Annotated in this window: 12 protein-coding genes; 8 read left to right on the top strand and 4 right to left on the bottom strand. The window is 71.7% G+C overall.

Features of this window, described 5'->3' with window-relative positions; all coding sequences use genetic code 11:
- Window positions 1-132 precede the first annotated feature (132 nt).
- The 4 genes from WMF39_RS19520 to WMF39_RS19505 are packed head-to-tail and all read left to right on the top strand — an operon-like array spanning window position 133 to window position 9,505.
- Window positions 133-1,872, top strand: a complete 1,740-nt coding sequence (locus WMF39_RS19520; protein ID WP_437746995.1) for a serine/threonine protein kinase — start codon at window positions 133-135, stop codon at window positions 1,870-1,872.
- A gap of 44 nt (window positions 1,873-1,916) precedes the next feature.
- The gene (locus WMF39_RS19515) at window positions 1,917-3,665 is read left to right on the top strand and encodes a PEGA domain-containing protein (protein WP_437746994.1); all 1,749 of its coding nucleotides are present in this window, start codon (window positions 1,917-1,919) and stop codon (window positions 3,663-3,665) included.
- Between the two features lie 48 nt (window positions 3,666-3,713).
- Window positions 3,714-8,504, top strand: coding sequence for a kelch repeat-containing protein (locus WMF39_RS19510; protein ID WP_437746993.1), 4,791 nt, complete (start codon window positions 3,714-3,716; stop codon window positions 8,502-8,504).
- Complete coding sequence (locus WMF39_RS19505) at window positions 8,501-9,505, top strand: AgmX/PglI C-terminal domain-containing protein (protein WP_437746992.1); 1,005 nt, start codon at window positions 8,501-8,503, stop codon at window positions 9,503-9,505. The genes WMF39_RS19510 and WMF39_RS19505 overlap by 4 nt, the downstream gene beginning before the upstream one ends.
- Before the next feature lie 56 nt (window positions 9,506-9,561).
- On the opposite strand, the gene WMF39_RS19500 is transcribed toward WMF39_RS19505, so the two are convergent.
- The 3 genes from WMF39_RS19500 to WMF39_RS19490 all read right to left on the bottom strand — a co-directional run bounded on the left by WMF39_RS19500 (window position 9,562) and on the right by WMF39_RS19490 (window position 13,582).
- Window positions 9,562-11,163 (bottom strand): PAS domain-containing protein, encoded by a 1,602-nt coding sequence (locus WMF39_RS19500; RefSeq protein WP_437746991.1) that lies wholly within the window; start codon window positions 11,161-11,163, stop codon window positions 9,562-9,564.
- A gap of 189 nt (window positions 11,164-11,352) precedes the next feature.
- Window positions 11,353-12,525, bottom strand: coding sequence for a PAS domain-containing protein (locus tag WMF39_RS19495; RefSeq protein ID WP_437746990.1), 1,173 nt, complete (start codon window positions 12,523-12,525; stop codon window positions 11,353-11,355).
- Window positions 12,526-12,649: 124 nt separating this feature from the next.
- Window positions 12,650-13,582, bottom strand: coding sequence for an AraC family transcriptional regulator (locus WMF39_RS19490; protein ID WP_437746989.1), 933 nt, complete (start codon window positions 13,580-13,582; stop codon window positions 12,650-12,652).
- A 197-nt stretch (window positions 13,583-13,779) separates the two neighbouring features.
- On the opposite strand from WMF39_RS19490, the gene WMF39_RS19485 reads away from it, so the two are divergent.
- From WMF39_RS19485 to WMF39_RS19470, 4 genes are all read left to right on the top strand, one after another.
- On the top strand, window positions 13,780-14,541 hold the full coding sequence (locus tag WMF39_RS19485) for a hypothetical protein (RefSeq protein WP_437746988.1): 762 nt from the start codon (window positions 13,780-13,782) through the stop codon (window positions 14,539-14,541).
- Window positions 14,542-14,631: 90 nt separating this feature from the next.
- Window positions 14,632-15,981 (top strand): RNA polymerase sigma factor, encoded by a 1,350-nt coding sequence (locus WMF39_RS19480; RefSeq protein ID WP_437746987.1) that lies wholly within the window; start codon window positions 14,632-14,634, stop codon window positions 15,979-15,981.
- Window positions 15,978-17,066, top strand: coding sequence for a hypothetical protein (locus WMF39_RS19475; RefSeq protein WP_437746986.1), 1,089 nt, complete (start codon window positions 15,978-15,980; stop codon window positions 17,064-17,066). The genes WMF39_RS19480 and WMF39_RS19475 overlap by 4 nt, the downstream gene beginning before the upstream one ends.
- Window positions 17,067-17,203: 137 nt before the next feature.
- The gene (locus WMF39_RS19470) at window positions 17,204-18,346 is read left to right on the top strand and encodes a hypothetical protein (RefSeq protein ID WP_437746985.1); all 1,143 of its coding nucleotides are present in this window, start codon (window positions 17,204-17,206) and stop codon (window positions 18,344-18,346) included.
- A 22-nt stretch (window positions 18,347-18,368) separates the two neighbouring features.
- On the opposite strand, the gene WMF39_RS19465 is transcribed toward WMF39_RS19470, so the two are convergent.
- On the bottom strand, window positions 18,369-18,509 hold the full coding sequence (locus WMF39_RS19465; RefSeq protein WP_437746984.1) for a hypothetical protein: 141 nt from the start codon (window positions 18,507-18,509) through the stop codon (window positions 18,369-18,371).
- Window positions 18,510-18,592: the final 83 nt, after the last annotated feature.

The following is an 18,592-nucleotide window of genomic DNA, read 5'->3' as shown; positions in this document are numbered from 1 at the left end:
GTGGCGGGTGGTCGGGGCGCAGAGGCTCCTGAACGTGTTGATGTCGCACGTGGCGCGGTCACGAGGTGACACGTGGGACGGTGCGAACGCCTGTTGCGCCCATACGCCCGACTCCACTACGCTGTTGGTGCCTTGCTGGGGGAGCTCTTCGGCGCAAAGTACCGGGTAATCCGCCTGCTCGGCCAAGGGGGAATGGGCGCGGTCTACGAGGCCGAGCACGTCGAGACCGGTGAGCGCATCGCGCTGAAGTGCATCGACGGAACCCTCGTCGTACCGGGCAAGAACGGCCTCCAGCGCTTCCAGCGCGAGGTGAAGGCCATGGGCGCGATCGACACCGAGCACACGGTCCGTGTGCTCGACGCGGGGACGGATCCGGAGCGCAAGGTGCCCTTCATGGTGATGGAGCTCCTCGAAGGAGAGGACCTCCAGCACCTGATCGACCGGGTGGGGAGCCTCGAGCCCGACACCGCCCTCCGGATCGCGGCGCAGGTCTGCCTCGGCCTCCAGAAGGCGCACGAGGCGCGCGTCGTGCACAGGGACATCAAGCCCGCCAACCTCTTCCTCGCCCGGCGCGCCGATGGCGAGATCGTCGTCAAGATCCTCGATTTCGGGATCGCCAAGATCAAGCCGGAGCCGAGCCAGGGCGGCCCCACGACGGGCCTCACCCGCACCGGAGGGATCCTTGGCTCGCCCCTCTACATGTCACCCGAACAGGCGCGCGGCCTCAGCGACATCGACTACCGCACCGACATCTGGTCGCTCGGCATGGTGCTCTACGTCTCCCTCGCGGGGGCGCTCCCCCACGAGCACATCTCTGCCTTCGGCGACCTGATCATGGCGATCTGCGCGCAGGCGCCGCGCTCGGTCCAGGCGTTCGCGCCCTGGGTCGCGCCGGAGGTGGCGGCCGTGGTGCACGGCGCGATCGGCCTCGACACCGGCGAACGATTCCCCACCGCGGCGGCGATGCTCGACGCGATCCGTCCGCTCTTGCCCGGCGGCTTTGCCCTCCGGGACGGGCATCTGGTCCCCGTCAGCCCCGAGACCCGCGCCAAGGTCGCTGAGAGGTTCTCGCTGGTCCACGCCGCAGACGACGCGCACCGGCGGATCGCGCGCATCGTCGTGCAAGGGGGCATCGGCGGCGGGGACACGACGGCGACCGTCGACGCGCCCGGGACGGCTGGCGGGCCGACCGCACGTGCGTTCAACACCACGACGGCGGACGCGAACATCGCCACGAGCACGACCCGTGACCGTGAGTCGACCCCGCAGGCGCGCGACACGAGCGCTCCTCGATCGCGCAGGCCGGGGAAGGCGGCCGCGGCGGCGGGGGTCGTCGCGGCCGGCGGTATCGTCGTGGCCATTCTGGTCCAATGGGCGCGCCAGCCACAGCCAGGGAGCTTGAGCGTGCTCGGTCCCGCGGTGAGCGCGGAAGCAAGGCTTCTTGCGGAGCACATCGGCCGAGCGGGCGTGCCGCCGCCTGCGAGCGCGCCGCTGTCCGCCGTCCAGCGCGCGAAGCTGCGCGTCGCGCCAGCCGACGTGTCGGTCGAGATCGACGGGAGGCGGGCGGAGGTCCGGGGCGGAGAGGTGGCGATCGAGGGCGCGCCGGGGAGCAGGCATCAAGTCCGGCTGGTCAAGGGGAAGGCCGAGCTCCGGGTCGAGGTGATCATCACCGATACAGGCCCCTCCCCTGCCTCGCTGCAGCTCGATCCAGAGAAGCCCGGCCACGCCGAGACACCAGGCGCGAAGCCGCCTCCGGGCGTGAAGGCGCCGCCGGGGACGAAGGCAACGGGAGCGCAGCGAGGGACGGGGCGGCCGGAGCCCCAGAGGCCGCCCGAGCCGGAAGATCCGTTGATCCCCAGGGAGTTCAAATAGGCACGCTCGGGCACGCGTGATGCATATCGCGAGAGAGGCCCACAATGCACCCTTGCAGCGCAGCAGCGCTGGCGATCCTTCTTGCTTCAGCGCTCCTCTCGCACGGGCTCGCGCTTGCCCAGCCTGTGCAGGATGCTGGCGATCGCGCCGAGGACGGGATGAGCGAGGCAAAGGCCCATTTCGTCAAGGGCATCAAGCTCTACGACCAGGGGGCCTTCAGCGCGGCGCTCGCGGAGTTCCAGGCATCCAGGGCGCTCTATCCCGGCGAGAGCGCCACGATCCGCGCGGCCACGTGCCTCGATCTTCTCCATCGCTTCGACGAGGCCCTCGACCTGTTCGAGGTTGCGCTGCGTGCTTTCTCCAGCACCATGGCCCCCGAGACCAGGGCCGCCGTCCAGCGCAAGGTCATCGAGCTTCGCGGCCTCGTCGGCACCGTCGAGATCGAGGGCGCCGAGCCCGGCGCAGCGATCACGGTCGACGGGCAAAGGCGGGGGGAATTCCCGCTGCTCGCGCCGCTCCGGGTCGCGGCGGGCAGCTACGGTGTGCGCGTCTACAAGGAGGGCTTCGAGCCGTTCGAGGCGCGCGTCGATGTGGCCGGCGGGCAGACCGCGCGCGTCTCGGCGCACCTGCGCCGGCTGCGGCAAACGGGGACGCTCCAGGTCACCGAGGCGCGCGGCCGGGAGCTGGAGGTGGTCGTCGACGGCATCCCCGTCGGCAAGACCTCCGCGGCGCCGCTCGCGCTGCCGCTCGCCCCGGGCAAACACGTGGTGTTCCTGCGCGGCAAGGGGCGCCTGGGCACTGTGCCGGCGAACGTGACGGTTCGAGTGAACGAGGTCGAGCCTCTGCGGATCGAGGCCGAGGTGCTCGACGCCACGCTGCGCGTCACGCCCGTGCCGGTGGGCGCGCGCGTGTCGATCGACGCCGTGGAGCTCGGCCGCGGCCTCTGGGAAGGGCAAGTCCGCGCGGGCAAGCACACGGTCGAGGTCGCGGCCGAGGGGTTCTTGCCCGAGAGGCGTGAGGTGTCGCTCCGGCGCGACGAGCGGAGGGCGCTGACGGTGCCCCTCTCGCGCGACCCCAGGTCGCCGTTCTGGCGCAAGCCGCCGCCGCCGCCGCATTTCCTCGTGGAGCTCAGCACGGCGGTGCTGTTCGTGCCGGACTTCCAGGGCGACGTCGCGGGCAACTGCCCTGGGGAGTGCCGCCGTACCGTCGGCGTCGGGAGGTACGGCGTGCTGCGCGGCGGGTACGAGCTGAGCTCTGGTCTCAGCCTCGGCGCCTCGCTCGGCGTGCTCTCGGCAACGCAGAACATGAGCGGCCGGAGCACATCGCTGAACATCGTAGGCGGGTCGCCGAAAACCATCGATGTCGACGACGTGCTCAGGCTCGGCGGTCTCTTCGTGGGCGGGTGGCTCGGCTATGCGATCGACGCTGGCCTGCCGATCCGCCTCAGGCTAGGCGCTGGCGGGCTGTTCGGGTCGATGTCGGACGCGCGGCGAGGCGCCTTCGACGCGAGCGACCAGGTGCGCCACGAGATAGGCACCTTTGTGCAGATCCAGCCTGCCCATTTCGTCTTCGTCACGCCCGAGGTGCGCGTGGGATTGCCGCTGGGCCGGCATGTCGAGCTGAACGCCGGCCTGGAGCTGCCCGTGCACGTCGCCGTGTCTCGGCCGAGGTGGAGCGAGGCGAAAGGGGTCCACGCCGGGCCCGACGGCTATGGGTGGTTCAACGACGATGCGCTGGTGGGCGGCTTGTTCTTCAGCGTGGCGCCGGCGGTGAGCGCTCGCTTCGACCTCTGACGTTTCCGGGGAGGGCTCATGGGTTCACGGTGCTCGTCGCGGGGCGCGATGCTCCTCTGGTTCGCGCTGCTGCTCGGCGCGCTCGCCGGATGCAACTCCGGGGGCGAGCCGGCGCCGGGGTTGAGCGAGGTGCTGCGCGCTCGCTTCCCGGAGCAGGTGACGCAGGTGCTCGAGGCGGGGGCGGGATTCACCGCCGCTGGCGAGGGGTTTGTCGCCCGGCCTCGCGGTGCGGCTGGCGGCTTCCGGCCTGCTGGCGAGACGATCGAGGCGATCCTGCCCGCGAAGGGCGAGGAAGGGCTGCGCTTCCGGGGCCAGGGCGGGTTTGCGATCACGGTGCGCGAGCTCGGCGCGGCGGGCGAAGGGGCGATCGAGGGCGGTGCGGTGACGTACGCCCGGGCCGGGGGCAGGTCCTACTGGACGGCGAACGCGGGCGGGGGCGCCGAGGAGTGGCTCTTGCTGGAAGCGGAGAGCGTGTCGAGCGATGCGCCCGTAGCCGTGTGGGAGGTGCAAGGGGCAGCGCTGCGGCAGCAGGGCGACGGGGTCGAGGTGGTCGACCCGTCCGGCAGAGCAATGCTCCGCGTGACCGCGCCGCGGGCCTTTGCGGAAGGGGGGCGGCCCATCGAGGCGCGGCTCGTGGCAAGCGCAGCGCGGATCGAGCTATGGGTGGTGGCCAGCGAGGGGGCCGTGCTGGTGGATCCCCTGTGGCTGCCGGCTGGCGCAATGCACGATGGCCGCGTGGGACATACAGCGACGCTGCTGCCGAGCGGACAGGTACTGGTCGCGGGTAACCACGACTCCAATTTCGTTGACAGGAGCGCAGAGCTGTACGACCCGGCGAACCGCGGCTGGTCGTCAGCGGCCGCGATGGGCGCCGGCCGCGGGTATCACACTGCAACGCTGCTGCCGAGCGGAGACGTGCTGATCGCGGGCGGCATCGGCTACAGAGGCTCTCTCGCGAGCGCGGAGGTATACGACCCGCCGACCAACCATTGGATACCAGCCGGCGACATGAGCGTCCCCCGCGGGTACCACACGGCGACGCTGTTGCCGAATCGGCGGGTGCTCGTCGTGGGCGGCCACGATTCTAGCTCTGTTCCTCTCGCGAGCGCGGAGCTGTACGACCCGGAGACCGCCAGCTGGCTGCCAGTCGGCGCGATGAGCGCTGCCCGCTCGTACCACACGGCGACGCTGCTGCCGAACGGGCAGGTGCTCGTCGCAGGCGGCCGCGATCCCAGCGGTGCGCCCCTCGCGAGCGCGGAGCTGTACGACCCGGAGACCGCCAGCTGGCTGCCAGTCGGCGCGATGAGCGCCCCCCGCGACGAGCACACGGCGACGCTGCTGCCGAGCGGGCAGGTGCTCGTCGCAGGCGGCCGCGGCCCCGGCGATGCGCCTCTCGCGAGCGCGCAGCTGTACGACCCGGAGACCGCCAGCTGGCTGCCAGTCGGCGCGATGAGCGCCCCCCGCGACGAGCACACGGCGACGCTGCTGCCGAGCGGGCAGGTGCTCGTCGCAGGCGGTGACGCCCTCGTTCATTCTCTCGCGAGCGCGGAGCTCTACGACGCCGCGACCCGCAGCTGGCTGCCAGCTGGTGCCATGAGCGAGGGCCGCGAGCACCATACCGCGACGTTGCTGCCGAGCGGGCAGGTGCTCGTCGCGGGCAGCCGAGATCCCATCAGCGACGATTCGCGCAGGAGCGCGGAGCTGTACGATCCGGGGACCGACCGTTGGCTTCCAGTCGGCGCGATGAGCGCCGCCCGCGACAGCCACACCGCGACGCTGCTGGAGAGCGGGCAGGTGCTCATCACGGGCATGCGAAGAGGTGGTCCTCCCGTGGGCCCAGAGCTGTACGATCCGGCGGCCGACCGTTGGTTGCCAGCTGGCGAGATGAGCGCCGTCCGTCGGTATGATACCGCGACGCTGTTGCGGAGTGGGCGGGTGCTGGTCGCAGGCGGCATCGGCTCCAATGGTGAGGGTCTCACGAGCGCGGAGCTGTATAACCCGGAGACCAACGGCTGGCTACCAGCGGGTGACATGGACGCTGTCCGCAGCTCTCACACCGCGACGCGGTTGCTGGACGGGCGAGTCCTGGTCGCGGGCGGCTACGACGCCCGTCATGAGCCTCTCGCGAGCGCGGCGCTGTATGACCCGTTAGCGGCCAGCTGGCTGCCCGCTGGCGAGATGCGCGCCGCCCGAGTGTTTCACACCGCGACGCTGCTGCCGAGCGGGCAGGTGCTCGTCGCGGGCGGCTACGACCCCCGTCTTGTCCGTGCTCATCTCGCGAGCGCGGAGCTCTACGACCCGGAGAACGACCGTTGGCGGCCAGCCAGCGCGATGAGCACCGCCCGCAAGTCTCACACCGCGACGCTGCTGCCGAGCGGGCAGGTGCTGGTCGCGGGCGGCACCGGTCCCCCCGCTTATTCGTCTCTCGCGAGCGCAGAGCTGTACGACCCGCTGACCGACGGTTGGCTGTCAGCCGGCGCGATGAGCATCGCCCGCACGTCTCACACCGCGACGCTGCTGCCGAGCGGGCAGGTGCTGGTCGTCGGCGGCTCCGGCCCCGATGGAGCTTCCGTGAGCGCAGAGCTGTACGACCCGGAGGCCCCGACCCACACCTGGCTGCCAGCTGGCACGATGAGCTTCGGCCGCAGCGTTCATACCGCGACGCTGCTTCAGAGCGGACAGGTGCTGGTCGCGGGTGGCGACGGTACGCGTGGCGCGCCTCTCGCGAGCGCGGAGCTGTACGAAGCAGCTGGCCGCTGGGCGAGCGCTGCTTCGATGGACCGACGCCGTGTGCATGCTACCGCGACGTTGCTGCTCGACAATGACGTGCTGATCGCCGGAGGCATCAGCACCGTCGGCTACGACGCGAGCGTGGAGATCTATTCCCCGGCAGCCGAGACCTGGCGCTTTGCCAGCACGATGGACGATGGCCGTGGATACCACACGGCGACGCGGCTACCGAACGGGCAGGTGCTGGTCGCGGGCGGCTACGGTGATGGTGGCTTTCTCGCGAGCGCAGAGCGGTACGACCCGGAGACCGGCCGCTGGCTAACAGCCGGCGCGATGAACGCTGCCAGGGCCTACCACGCGGCTGTCGCGCTCGACGATGACGATGGCCGGGTGCTGGTCGCCGGCGGGTGGGGCGACGGCGGCGCTCGCAAGGACGTCGAGGTATACGACCCGACGCAGGATCGATGGACGCCCAGCGGCGACATGCACATCTCGCGCTGGCAGTCGACCGCGACGCTGCTGTCGAGCGGTCATGTGCTGATCGCCGGGGGGTCGGGGGACATCGGCATTCTCGAGGACGCGGAGGTGTACGACCCGACCCAGGGGCGATGGACAACCATTGAAGGAGGGATGATCACCGCCCGCACCGGTCACACCGCCACCCGTCTGCGGAACGAGAAAGTCCTCCTCGTAGGCGGCGTGGGCGGCAATGGCGTCCTCGCCCAGGCGGAGCTGTTCGATCCGGCGGCCAAGACCTTTGCACCCGCGGCCCAGATGCTCCACGCGCGCACAGGCCACGTCGCCATGTTGATGCCCAACGATCGGGTGCTGGTCGCCGGCGGCGCCGACGCCGGCGGTCCGCTCGCGAGCGCCGAGGTGTACGATCCGGACAGGAACGTCTGGCTGCAGGGCCGGCCGCTGACGAAGCCCCGGAGCGAGCCTCTGGGGACCTCGCTCGAGGATGGGACTGTGCTCGTGCTCGGCGGCCTCGGTGAAGACGGCGTTCGCCTCGCGACCGCCGAGCTGTTCAAGCTCCTCGACGACGGTACGCTCTGCAACGGAGCGGCCGACTGCCAGAGCGGCTTCTGCGTCGATGGCGTCTGCTGCGACACGGCCTGCGACGCCGGCCCCTGCGATGTCTGCTCGGTCCGCACGGAGATCACCTTCCCCTTCGGCGCCAAACGGCCTGGCAAGTGCGAGCTCCTGACGGATCCGACGTGCGATGACGGCGATGCGTGTACCCGGACGGACTCCTGCAAGGCAGGGATTTGCACGGGCGAGGCCCCGGTCGTGTGCTCGGCCGCAGACGCGTGCCGGGAAGCGAGCCTGTGCGACAAGCTCAGCGGGAGCTGCCTTGCCGGAGAGAACAAGATGGACACACTCCCATGCGACGACGGCAATGAGTGCACCGCGGAGGACTCCTGCAAGGCGGGCGCCTGCGTCGGCGCGAAGGAGGTCAACTGCGCTTGCCCAAGCTGCGCGCCTTACGTCTGCTTCGGCGCCTCGCGGACGTGCAAGAACACATGCGACTCGGTCAACGACTGCGCGCCCGGCTACGTCTGCGATCAAACCCACGCCTGCGTCGACCCGCCGCCCGACACGTACAAACTGGACAACACCGGCTGCGCCCTCGCCCCTCCCCGCGCACCGCAAGGCTCGTCCCGAGCTCCCTCGGCGCTCTCGTTGCTCGCCCTCGGCGCGCTCGGCGTCCGGCGTCGCAGCCGCGCGCCCGCCCGACCGTCCCCAACCCCCTCCCAGAGATCGCCCGCCTGGCCTCCCGCTCGCCTGAACATGTATGCTCCCCTCCCCCATCACGGCAGTCCAGCGAAGCGACCACGGAGATCCCCTCGATGCCTCACCCGACCTGGTGCCCCGCCGTCCTGCTCGCAGCGTCGCTCTGCGCATGCGCCGCGCCTGCGCCCGCGCGCGCGCGCGGGGCGACCGAGCGCGCGACCGCCATACCCATCGCGCCCGCGGCGCCGCCCGTCGCTCCGGACGCCCCGCCCGACGCAGCCTCGCCGCCGGAGGTCGAGATCCGAGGCCACCAGATCCTCCTGGACGGCCGGCTCGTCGGCGACGCGAAGAGCATCGCCGAGCTCGGCCGGTTGACCAAGGTCGATGAGCTGTTCGTGCAGCTGGAGGCGCGCCGCGCCCGCGAGAGCGACCGCGGCGCGCCCGCGCAGGGCGAGATCGCCGTCGTGGCGGACGAAGCGGTCGCCTGGATCGTCATCGAGAGCGTCTCCCGCACGGCGGCCTTCGCGGGCTACCCCGTGGCGCTGCTGCGCACCGGCGTGGGCGGGCTCCGTTTCCGCGCGCCCGTGCCCGGATCTCCCGGTGAAGACGCATCGGAGCCGCCGTGGCTCGAGATCGCCGTCGATGTCCGCGAACGTGACGTGGAGCTGAGCCTCTTCGAGCTGACCGTCGCTCCGCCGAGCGCCTCGGAGGGCGGCGGCTTCGTCCGGACGCTCGTGAAGCGCGAGGTCGTGGGCCCGCAGCGGGAGCGCGCCTCCGCCGCGCTCGCGGAGCTCGCCGAAGCCGCGTGCGCGAAGGCGCCGCGGACCTGCCTCGACCGCATCGGTCTGCGCGCCGTGCCAGGAGCGAGCCTCGCGGACGTCAAGGAGGTCGTGTCGACCACCCTCGCCCGCGCGCGGCAATGGAAGGAGCGACCGCCCGGCTCGAAGCCAGAGATCCTCATGCTCGGAGCCCTCCCCCGCGAAGGCCGGTTCACCGGCCCGAAAGGAGCGCCGCCCTCGTTTCGCGCGCTATCGATGGAAGTCTCGGGCCGGCTGCCACCCACGGAGATCCAGCAGGCCGTGCGCGCGCGGTTCGGTGGGCTGCGCAAATGCTACGAAGACGGGCTGCGCCGCGATCCCAACCTCGCTGGCCGGATCGCTGTGCGCTTCGTCATCGGCAGGGACGGCAAGGTGACCGCCGTCACCGAGGGCGCTCTGCCGCCGGCCAGCTCCCCGCCGTCGGCCGCGAGCGCGCCCATGCCGGATCGCGCGGTCGTGAGCTGTGTCCTGCGCGAGTTCGAGAAGTTCACGTTCCCGGCGCCCGCGGGCGGCGTCGTCACGGTGGTGTATCCCCTCATGTTCTCGCCAGGCTCGTGACGCCGGCGCGGTAGCGCAAGCGGCCGTCTCGCGCGGCGCGGACGGCTCCGCCGCGCTCAGGCCTTTCGATCCGCGCGCGCGCTGATCACATACCCCTTCCGCGCCAGCGCGTGCCGGAACCCGGCTTGCAGGTCCCGGTGCGTCGCGAGCTTGCCGAACTCGATGCCGAGCTCGATCACGGTGCGGGCGATGCTGGGCGAGGCGCCGACGACGCTGCACTCGGCCCCGAGGAGCCCCGCGGCGCGCGTGGCCTGGAGCAGGTGGTTGGCCACCGCGCTGTCGACCGACGTGACGCCGGTGATATCGATGATGACGAACTCGGCGTGGTGCCGCTCGACCGCGGCGACGAGCGACTCGACGAGCTGGGCGCCGCGCGAGCTGTCCATCTGGCCGACGAGCGGGACGACGAGGATGCCCGGGTGGATGGGGATGCTCGGCGTCGAGAGCTCCTGGACGAGCTCGATCAGCCGCCGCTGGGTCTCCAGGAGGATCGACTCCTGGCGCTGCGCGTCCTCGATCCTCTTGCGCTCGGTGACGTCCTCGATGAGCCCGAGGAGATAACGGCCCTTGCCCTTGGCGTCCTCCATGGGGATGAACCGGGCGCGGCCGATGCGGTCCCCAAAGCGCTTCGAGGGGACGCGGAGCTCCGGGACCTCGACCGGCACGCCCCCCGCGAGGACGTCGCGGCTCTCGGCGTCGATCTTCGCGGCCAGCGCCTGCGGCAACAAGTCGCTGGCGCGCAAGCCGATCAGCTCTCCTGGCGCGTGGCCATGGAACTCCTCGAAATTCCTGTTCACCCGCACATAGCGGAGCTCCGCCGCATCCTTGACGAAGAGCATGAGCGGGAGGTGCTCGATGATGCCGTCGAGGAGGAGGCGCGCGCTCTCGAGCGACGCCTCCGTCGCCCTGCGCTCGGTGACATCGTCGTAGACCACGGCGACGCACTGATCGCCCACCGGGAACGACCACGTCGTCATGACGCGCGTGCCCACTTCCTGGGGGAGGATCACCTCGCTCTCGTCGGTCTCGCCGCTGCGGATCAGCTCCGCCAGGCGCTGAGGAATGCCGATCTGCCGAAGGCTGGGGACGCTCTCGTCCATGGTCCGGCCGAGCATCGCCGCGGTGGGCCTGCTGGCGATCCGCTCGGCGGCAAGGTTCATGTAGACGTACCGGAGCGACCGGTCATCCTCCGGGGCATCGAGGGCGAGGAACGTGCAGCCGAGGTGCATGGACTCGACCACCTGCGCGCACCGGCGCTGGTGCTCCCGGACCCCGCGCTCCCCCCCATCGACGAGGCGGAGCAACGCGCCGCGGCCGCCGCCGATCGTGCAGGCGAGCCCGCGAAGCATCCACCGCGGCGCGCCGCGGCCCTCGTCCGGCAGGTCGATCTCGGCTCGATCGACCTCGCCCGAGAGGAGCGCCTGGATCCGGGCGACGTCGGCGGCCGCGGGCGCCAGCGACAGGAGCACGCGATCGCCCTCCGGCGACAGCGGCAGGCTCGGCGCCCCGAGCCCCGAGAGGAGGCGATCGAGCTGCTCGTTCTTGCACAGGACGGCGCCCCGCGCGTCGATGACGAGCGCTGGGTCGTCCAGGGCCTCGATCAGGAGACGTGGGTCGATGTGAAGAGTCTCTGCGCGATCTTCGGCTGTCGTGTGCACGCACCCACCCCGTGAGCCCGATGCGAGGGCCGAGCGCGGCCCCCGCTGCTGAACCGTCACAACCGGGCGGCATCATCGCTCCGTTCTCGCGCTTCCGCACCCTCCGGGTGAGCACATCCGTCGAAAAAGGGAGCCGGATACCGGGCAGGCGAGGCCGAACGGCGCCGGGGCGCTGCGCGTGGGGCCCAGTCAGCTCGCGGTCACGCTGGCGCGGCTCTCCTGCGGCGGCTGCGGCGCCATGCGCCGGATACAGTAGCTCAGGGCAGCTCGCAGATCGCGTTGCGTCGAGATCGTCGAGAGATCGAGCCCCAGCGCGACCATCGTCTGCGCGACGTTCGGCTTGATGCCGGCGACGATGCCTTCGGCGCCGAGCAGGCGGATCGCCGCCACGAGCTCGATGAGATGGCTCGCCACCTTCGTGTCCACCATGTCGACCCCGGTCAGATCGAGGATCGCGAAATGGGCTTGTTTCTCCATGATGCGCGCGAGCAGCGTATCCATCACCTCGGCCGTCCGCACGCTGTCGACCACGCCGATCATGGGGAGCGTCAGCACCCCGTTCCATACCTCGATGATCGGCGTGGAGAGGTTGCGAATCACCTCCTGCTGCTTCTCGATCTGAGTGAGCCTGGCCCGCAGCTCTTCCTGCGCGCGCTTCACCGCGGTGACGTCGAGCGAGAACCCGAGCACCGCGTCGACCTCGTCGCGCCTGTTGCGCACGGGGACGGCCCAGCTCTCCCAGTGGACGCCGTGCGCCGTGGTGTGATCATGGGCCATCGTGCCGGCGATCGCCGCCCGCAAGGAGGCGCGCTCTCTCTCGGGATAGAGCTCGATCAGGTTCTTCCCGAGGAGCTCGCCCCTCGCGAGCCCGGCGGCATCGAGCCCCTTGCCGTCGTGGTAGATGATGGTCCCCTCGGTGTCGATCGCCCAGATGACGACCTCCAGGCTGTCTGCCAGACCGTCGAGGAGCCGCTCCTTGAGGCTCGGCTCTGCCGGGCCGCGCCTGCCGTCGGCGTCGGCCTGCCGCAGCGACCCGTGGATCGTGCCCCCTTCGGGCGCCCGGCTCGCGTTGCACGTCAGACGCCGGTAAGCGCCCTGGGCGTCCATCAGGCGCACATCGACCTGCACCGGCTCTGTTTGCTCCTTCAGCCGGATCCACGCAGCGGCGAAGTCGGCGCGATCCTCCGCATGGACGAGCGCCGTGAGCGAATTGCCATCCGCTATCCCGGCCCCCAGCGCCCGACGGAGCGCGCCGCTCGAGTGCAGCACATCCCCATCGATTCCCGCGATGAAGAGCATCTCTGGACAGGATGCAAAGAATGTATGCAGCAGCCCCGAAGTGGCGTCCATTTCGTTCGCCATCGTTTCCCTCCCGTATGTCCCCCCTCAACAAGATGGCTTGTATCAGAAGCGCATCGCTGTTGGGAAGCCGCGCTCGCAAAGGGATGATGTTGGTGCGATGGACAACGGATCGCGTTTGCTGCGGTCAGCGGCGCGGCCGCACCTTGAACCAGAGCTCGAGGTCCACGCGGCCGTCCTTCGGCTCGTCCGTGACGTAGTGCTCGTGGGAGGTGAAGTCGTCGGGCGCGAGGCTGCTCTCCCTGAACCAGCACGAATAGATGCTGCGATACGCCTCTGGGATCCCGGACACCTCGCCGGCATAGCGGAAGACGGCGTAGCGGCCCTCGCTCATCCGGCCGCGGAAGAGCGGGGGCGGCAGCGGGACGGCCTCCGGACAGGGCACGCAGGCGTGGTATCGGCACAGCTCGGGGGCCGTGATCTGCGGGCTGTCGTGCGGTATACCCCAGGCATCCACGGCGTCTTCGCAGAGCCCGAGCTGCCGGGCGGCAGCGATGAGGTCCGACCAGAGGCGCTCGAGGGCCGGGACGTCGTACCCGCCCGGGCTGGCGAGGCATGCGAAGTCGAGCCCGCTCGTGGTCTCGAAGCGGACCCGCGCGCTCCACGCCGCCGCCTCGAGGCGCCGCTCGTCGACTCCGCGCTCGGGCGGGAGCGTGTAGAGCTCTTCCGGCCGAAAGTCCTTCCCGTAGAGCGACGTCAGCTTCCCGATCGCGACGGGGAGGCCGCGCTCCGGGCTCCGCACCTGCGACGGGCTGCAGCCGAAGTGCGCCGCAAACGCCTTCGAGAAGTTCGAGGCGGACGAGTAGCCGGACGAGAGCGCCACGTCCATGATGCTGCGGTCCGGCTCGTACGCGAGCCGCAGCGCCGACTGCTCGAGCCGCCTCCGGGTGATGAACCGCCCGATCGGCTCGCCGACCGCCGCGTGGAAGACCCGGTGGAAATGGAACTCGCTGAGGCGCGCCGCGCGCGCGACGTCCGCGACCGTGATGGGCCTCTCGAGGTTCGCGGCGATGAAGCGGAGCGCGCGCTCGATCTCGGGCCGGTGGGCGGACTCCGTCACGACGACCTCCGCGAGGCGGCCTCAGCGAGGGCGAGCGGCGTGCCCGGAGCGCGCGGGCCTTCGAATCGCATGCCCGCATTCTAGAGCGGCTCCGGCCGGAGAGGCGCTCTCCGGCGCTCCGAGGTCGGGGCGACCTACCTGTTCACCCCCGGCGCGGCTACGCTGGCCGCTCCAGACCACCCCGAGCTGCGCTGCCGATGCACCCCACCCTCGATCTCCTCGACCTCAATGTATGCTACGCTTACACGCATGCTGTCCGGCTCCTCAGCCTGGACAGGGTGACGCCTTTCTGGCCCGATCTAGGGCTCCGCCTCGACGACGTCGAGGCGGTGAAGACGGCCGCGCGCCGCTGCGCTCGGGCGGAGATCGCGATCGAGGCGCTGGACGACGAGGAGCGGGACTACGAGGCCATGATCGCGGTGCACCTCGCGGCGTTCCTCGCCGAGGTGGAGCGCTCCCAGGGCACGGCGGCTGCGGCGCAGATCCGCGCGTGGATCGAGGAGCGCTACTTCGTCCTCGACCGGCTGCCGGACTGGCGGACCATGTGGCAGGTGCTCGTCGTGTGGCTATCGCGCCGCAAGGAGCACCGCGTCGCGCGGTTCGGCCTGCCGCTCGACAAGATCACCAAGCTCTTCCAGATCGCCCGAGCGTGGGCGGAGTCCGAGGACACGCTGGATCGGCGCATCGCCGAGGCGGAGGCGCTCCCGCTGGAAGGATGGGACGCCGAGGCCTACGCGGCGTACCGAGGCGACGACTCCGACCTGAGCCCCCTCACCGCGCTATCGCAGCACCTGTCCGCGCTCGAGTTCGAGCGCACCTGGGGCGCGATCCGGCGGCTGCTCGGCCCGGCGGAGATGGACGCGCTCGAGCGCTGGGGTCAGGTCGAGGTGCTGGCCCACATGGAAACGATCTCGCCCCACTCGGCGTGGATCCCGCCGGAGAGCCGCAGCCTGTCGTGAGCGCGACGCTCGCCGCGGGAGCGCCTCCGTCCCGTGCGCCGGGCCGTACGTTTTTCAAACAGACCCGAAGAGCTCCCCGCAATTCTGGGTATGAGCACCCACGTTCCTTCCGCCGCTGACGCCTCCCGCGCCGCTACCTGGAATTCCGTTCACACCGCAGCGCTCGAAACCCTCCCGCGCTCGCTCCGGCTCCTGGGGGTCGCCGCGCCCGACATCGACGACCTGGTCCAGGAGGTCCTCCTTGCGGCGTACGAGAGCCTGGATCGGTTCGATCCCGACTACCCCGCCTCCGCCTCGTCGTCGCCTCCGCGCGAGGCCGACCCGGCCGCCGATCCGCCGCAGCGGGATGGCCGGCGCCCGCGCGGCAGCGCGGAAGCCCGATGGCTCTTCGGGATCGCGTGGCGGAAGGTCAGCAAGCACCTGGAACGCGCCTACCGCCGCCGCGAGGTGCCGGACGGCTTGCACCCCGCGCCGCGCGGCCAGGCGGTCGATCCCGCGCCGAGCAGCGAGCAGCGCGTCGCGGAGCGGGAGCGGCTGGAGCTCGCGATCGACGTGCTGAGCACGATCGCCCCCGAGCGGCGGGTCCTGCTCGTCCTGCACGAGGCCTGCGAGGTGCCGATCGTCGAGATCGCGCGCGAGCTCGGCATCAACTACAACACGGCCGCGAACCGGCTGCGCCTGGCCCGTGAGGACTACCGCGCCGCCGTCGCGCGGCTCCGCCCGGAGCAACGGCAGGCGCTGCGCGGCTGCTGGCTCGCGTTCCCGGTGGCGTCGGAGTTCCTCGCGCGCGACGGCGGCGCGAGCACCACGGCGCTGGCGGCACCGCCGCCGGCGCCTGCTCCGCCTGCGACACCCGGACCGCCGGCACCCCCGCCGACAGCGCCTGCGCCGCTGGCTCCGCCGGCACCCCCGCCGCGTTCGCCTGCCACCGCGACGCTGCCACGGAGGCCAGGAAGGATCGCCGTCGCCCTCGGGTCGGCTGCGGCGGGCGTCGCCGGAACGGTCGCTGTGCTGCTCGCCCTCGCGCCGCCGCCGGCCCTCTGGGCTCGCCGCTTCGGGCCGGTGCTGCCCGAGCTGCTGCCCGCGGGCGGCGCCTGCCTCGCAGCGACCCCGCCGCAGCAGGCGCCCGAGCCGGGGCCCGTCGCCCCCGCGCCCGAGGCGCCGCACCGCCCGTGCCCTGCTGCTCCGCGGGCGGCGCCGCGGGCCAGCGAGGCCAGCGAGCGCGATGACACGTTCGCGGAGGAGCTGCGGCTGCTCACCGCGGCGCGAGAGCGCCTCACCGCCGGTGATGCGGCCGGGGCGCTCCGGCAGATCGCCGTGCACGAGCAGCGGTTCCCCGGGGGCCAGCTGAAGAACGTGCGGGAGCGGCTTCGCACGGTCGCCCTGGCGCGCCTCGCCGCTCCGAAGCAGGGCGCGCCGGGGAGCGAGCCGTCGCGATGAGCGGGCCCTGCGGTAGACCGAGGCTCGGCGCGCGCCTGGCCCGGTGCGCCATCGGTCCGCGCGGGGGCGCGGGGTGGCTGGCGCGCGCCGCCGGCGCGGCGGCCACGGCGGCCATGGTCCTGCTGTGCGTCGCCGCGGCGCGCGCCGCGCCGGATCTGCCACGGGCTGCGATGCGGCTGGAGGTCGTACGAGGCCCCGGCGCCGAGGGCTGCGCCGACGGGGCGCTCCTGCGCGCGGAGGTGGCGCGCGGGCTCGGCGGCGATCCGTTCGAGGACGACGCGCCGCGGGTGCTCACGGTCAGCATCGCGCGGGACGGGCCGGAGCTCACGGCCTCGATGGCCCTGCGCGAAAGCGAGGGCGCGGTCGAGACAGCCTGGGCCGAGGGGTTCAGCACCCGGCGCGGCTGCGCGGCGCTGCTCTCCGGCGTGGCCCTCGCGATCGTGGCGCAGATCCTGACCGCGCCGGAGCGGGCGTCACCGCCCTCCGAGCCCTCGCCGCCGGCTGCACCGCCGCTTCCGCAGGTGCGCCGGACCGCGTCGAAGCCACCGCTGCATGAGGCGATGCCAGCGCCGACAGGACGCTGGCGGCTGGAGGCAGGGCTCGGGGCGACCCTCGGCCTGGGGATCACGCCGGGGGCCGCGGCGGGCATGACCCTATTCATCGGCGTCCGCCGGCCCGACTGGTCGGTCGCCGTGGAAGGGCGCGCGCTCGTGTCCCTCGCGCAGGAGGTGAAAGACATGACCATCAGCACCAGGGCCTTCACGGCGGCTGGTGTGGGCTGCCTGCACGGCCACCACCTCTTCGGCTGCGGGGTCGCGACCGTCGGCTTCGTACGGTTCGTGCCCCAGTATCCGTGGGACATGACGGTACGCGACAACCGTCTGTTCAGCGTTGGAGCGCGGCTTGGCAGCGCCTGGGCCCTCTCGGACAGGTGGAGCGCCCACGGATACGCCGAGGCCAGCGCGATCGTGGATGACACGGTGCTCCGGCGCGGGGGCCAGCGGCGCGATACCGCTGGATCCATCACGTGGTCCTCACCTCCGGTCGGCGCGGCGCTCGGACTCGGTATCACGGCGACGTACTGAACGCCATCGTGGACCCCGGCTCTCCTCGCCAACGACGTGAGAATTTTTGAAAGGAAACCGCAATGCTCGATGCAGTCGACTGTCTCGCGAAAGCTGCCCGTTGTGGGCGTGGGCCATCTCTACGTATCTTGTCCGCCATGCGAACCCTCATCCTCCTGCTCGTAGGATCCCTCTTCTTGCCTGGCTGTGCCGAAGAAGATCCGACCGTCTACGGTCCCTGTCAGCCTCAGGAGTACGGCAACCCAGGTTGCCCGTGGCCCGAGGAAGGCGGCGGCGGGGCTGGTGGCGATGGTGGGGGCGGCGGGGGAACCGGCGGAGCCGGCGGGACCGGCGGCGGCGATGAGACAGCCTGCGCCGGCGATTGCGTCCCACCGGCGCCGCTCGGCTGGTTCGGCCCGGCGCTGCTCTGGTTCGGCCCGCGGGACCAGGTGCCGGACTGCCCAGCCGCCGCGCCGAACATCGGCTACGAGGGGTTCGCCGACCTGGCGCCCGCACCGCTCGCCTGCGCGGCCTGCTTGTGCGATGCGCCTGACGCGGCCACCGCCTCGTGTCAGCTCCCGCTGGGCTGGTCGGTGCACACGGCGACGACGTGTGCTGGCGACCCCGGCAGCGTCACGAGCCCCTTCGCGGCGCCCGATGGCTGGGACGGCGCCTGCACCGCTGCGAACGCGATCCCCGCCGGCCAGGACTGCGGCGGGAGACCGTGCGTGCAGTCAGTCTCCATCGAGGCGCCAATCGTGACAGCGACCGGCGCATGCACGCCCAGGGTGGACGAGCCGCCGCCGCCGGCGCTCCTCGATCCGTGGCAGACCCGGGCGCTCGCCTGCGTGCCCGGCGCCTACACGGAGTGCCTGGGCGACCGGAGCACCTGCATGCCCTCGCCGGACCAGCCCGGGATCCCGCCGCCCGGCGGCTTCCTGACGTGCATCTTCCACGAGGGCGACGTGACGTGCGAGGAGCCCTACCTGGTCAGGCACGTCTTCTACGGCGGCGCCGAGGACACGCGTGGCTGCTCCGAGTGCGGCTGCGGGGAGCTGGAGGGCGCGTCGTGCACCGTCATGGCCTCTGTCTACAGCGACGGCGCATGCGGGGAGGCGCTCGCGTCGATCGTCGTGAGCTCGACGACGCCGTTCTGCGGGGTCACACCGCCCGGCGTCGCCCTCGGCAGCAAGTCGGCAGAGGTCGTGGCCGTGGACCCCGGCAGCTGCGCTCCGAGCGGCGGCGAGCCGTTCGGCGAGCTGCTGCCGGCCGAGCCGTCGACCTTCTGCTGCCAGGCATAAGGCCCGCGAGAAGAACAGGCGATCATCGCCTCGCGCTCGGCAGCAGCTCCACCCGATCCGCGAGCTCTCCGCGCTCCTCGTGGCGGAGGGCCGCGACCAGGGCGCCTGCGAGCGGCCCCGAGCCGACCATCGGCCCCACCGGCTCACGCACCCAGAATGCCATCATCGACCCCGCGAGCGCGCCGCGTCCCTCGGCTCGAAGCCGCTTCAGGGCCGCGTAGGCCCGGACAACCGAGGGGCGGCAGC

Source organism: Sorangium sp. So ce1504, assembly GCF_051521635.1.
Taxonomy (GTDB): Bacteria; Myxococcota_A; Polyangia; order Polyangiales; family Polyangiaceae; genus Sorangium; species Sorangium cellulosum_B.
This window is presented reverse-complemented; position numbering and strand designations above follow the sequence as displayed.

What these genes read in the sequence shown, in the direction of transcription:
- WMF39_RS19510 (WP_437746993.1), top strand. Translation starts at nt 3,714, where the DNA reads ATGCTCCTCTGGTTCGCGCTGCTGCTCGGCGCGCTCGCCGGATGCAAC.
- WMF39_RS19495 (WP_437746990.1), bottom strand. Translation starts at nt 12,525, where the DNA reads ATGGCGAACGAAATGGACGCCACTTCGGGGCTGCTGCATACATTCTTT.
- WMF39_RS19475 (WP_437746986.1), top strand. Translation starts at nt 15,978, where the DNA reads ATGAGCGGGCCCTGCGGTAGACCGAGGCTCGGCGCGCGCCTGGCCCGG.
- WMF39_RS19480 (WP_437746987.1), top strand. Translation starts at nt 14,632, where the DNA reads ATGAGCACCCACGTTCCTTCCGCCGCTGACGCCTCCCGCGCCGCTACC.
- WMF39_RS19485 (WP_437746988.1), top strand. Translation starts at nt 13,780, where the DNA reads ATGCACCCCACCCTCGATCTCCTCGACCTCAATGTATGCTACGCTTAC.
- WMF39_RS19515 (WP_437746994.1), top strand. Translation starts at nt 1,917, where the DNA reads ATGCACCCTTGCAGCGCAGCAGCGCTGGCGATCCTTCTTGCTTCAGCG.
- WMF39_RS19470 (WP_437746985.1), top strand. Translation starts at nt 17,204, where the DNA reads ATGCGAACCCTCATCCTCCTGCTCGTAGGATCCCTCTTCTTGCCTGGC.
- WMF39_RS19465 (WP_437746984.1), bottom strand. Translation starts at nt 18,509, where the DNA reads ATGGCATTCTGGGTGCGTGAGCCGGTGGGGCCGATGGTCGGCTCGGGG.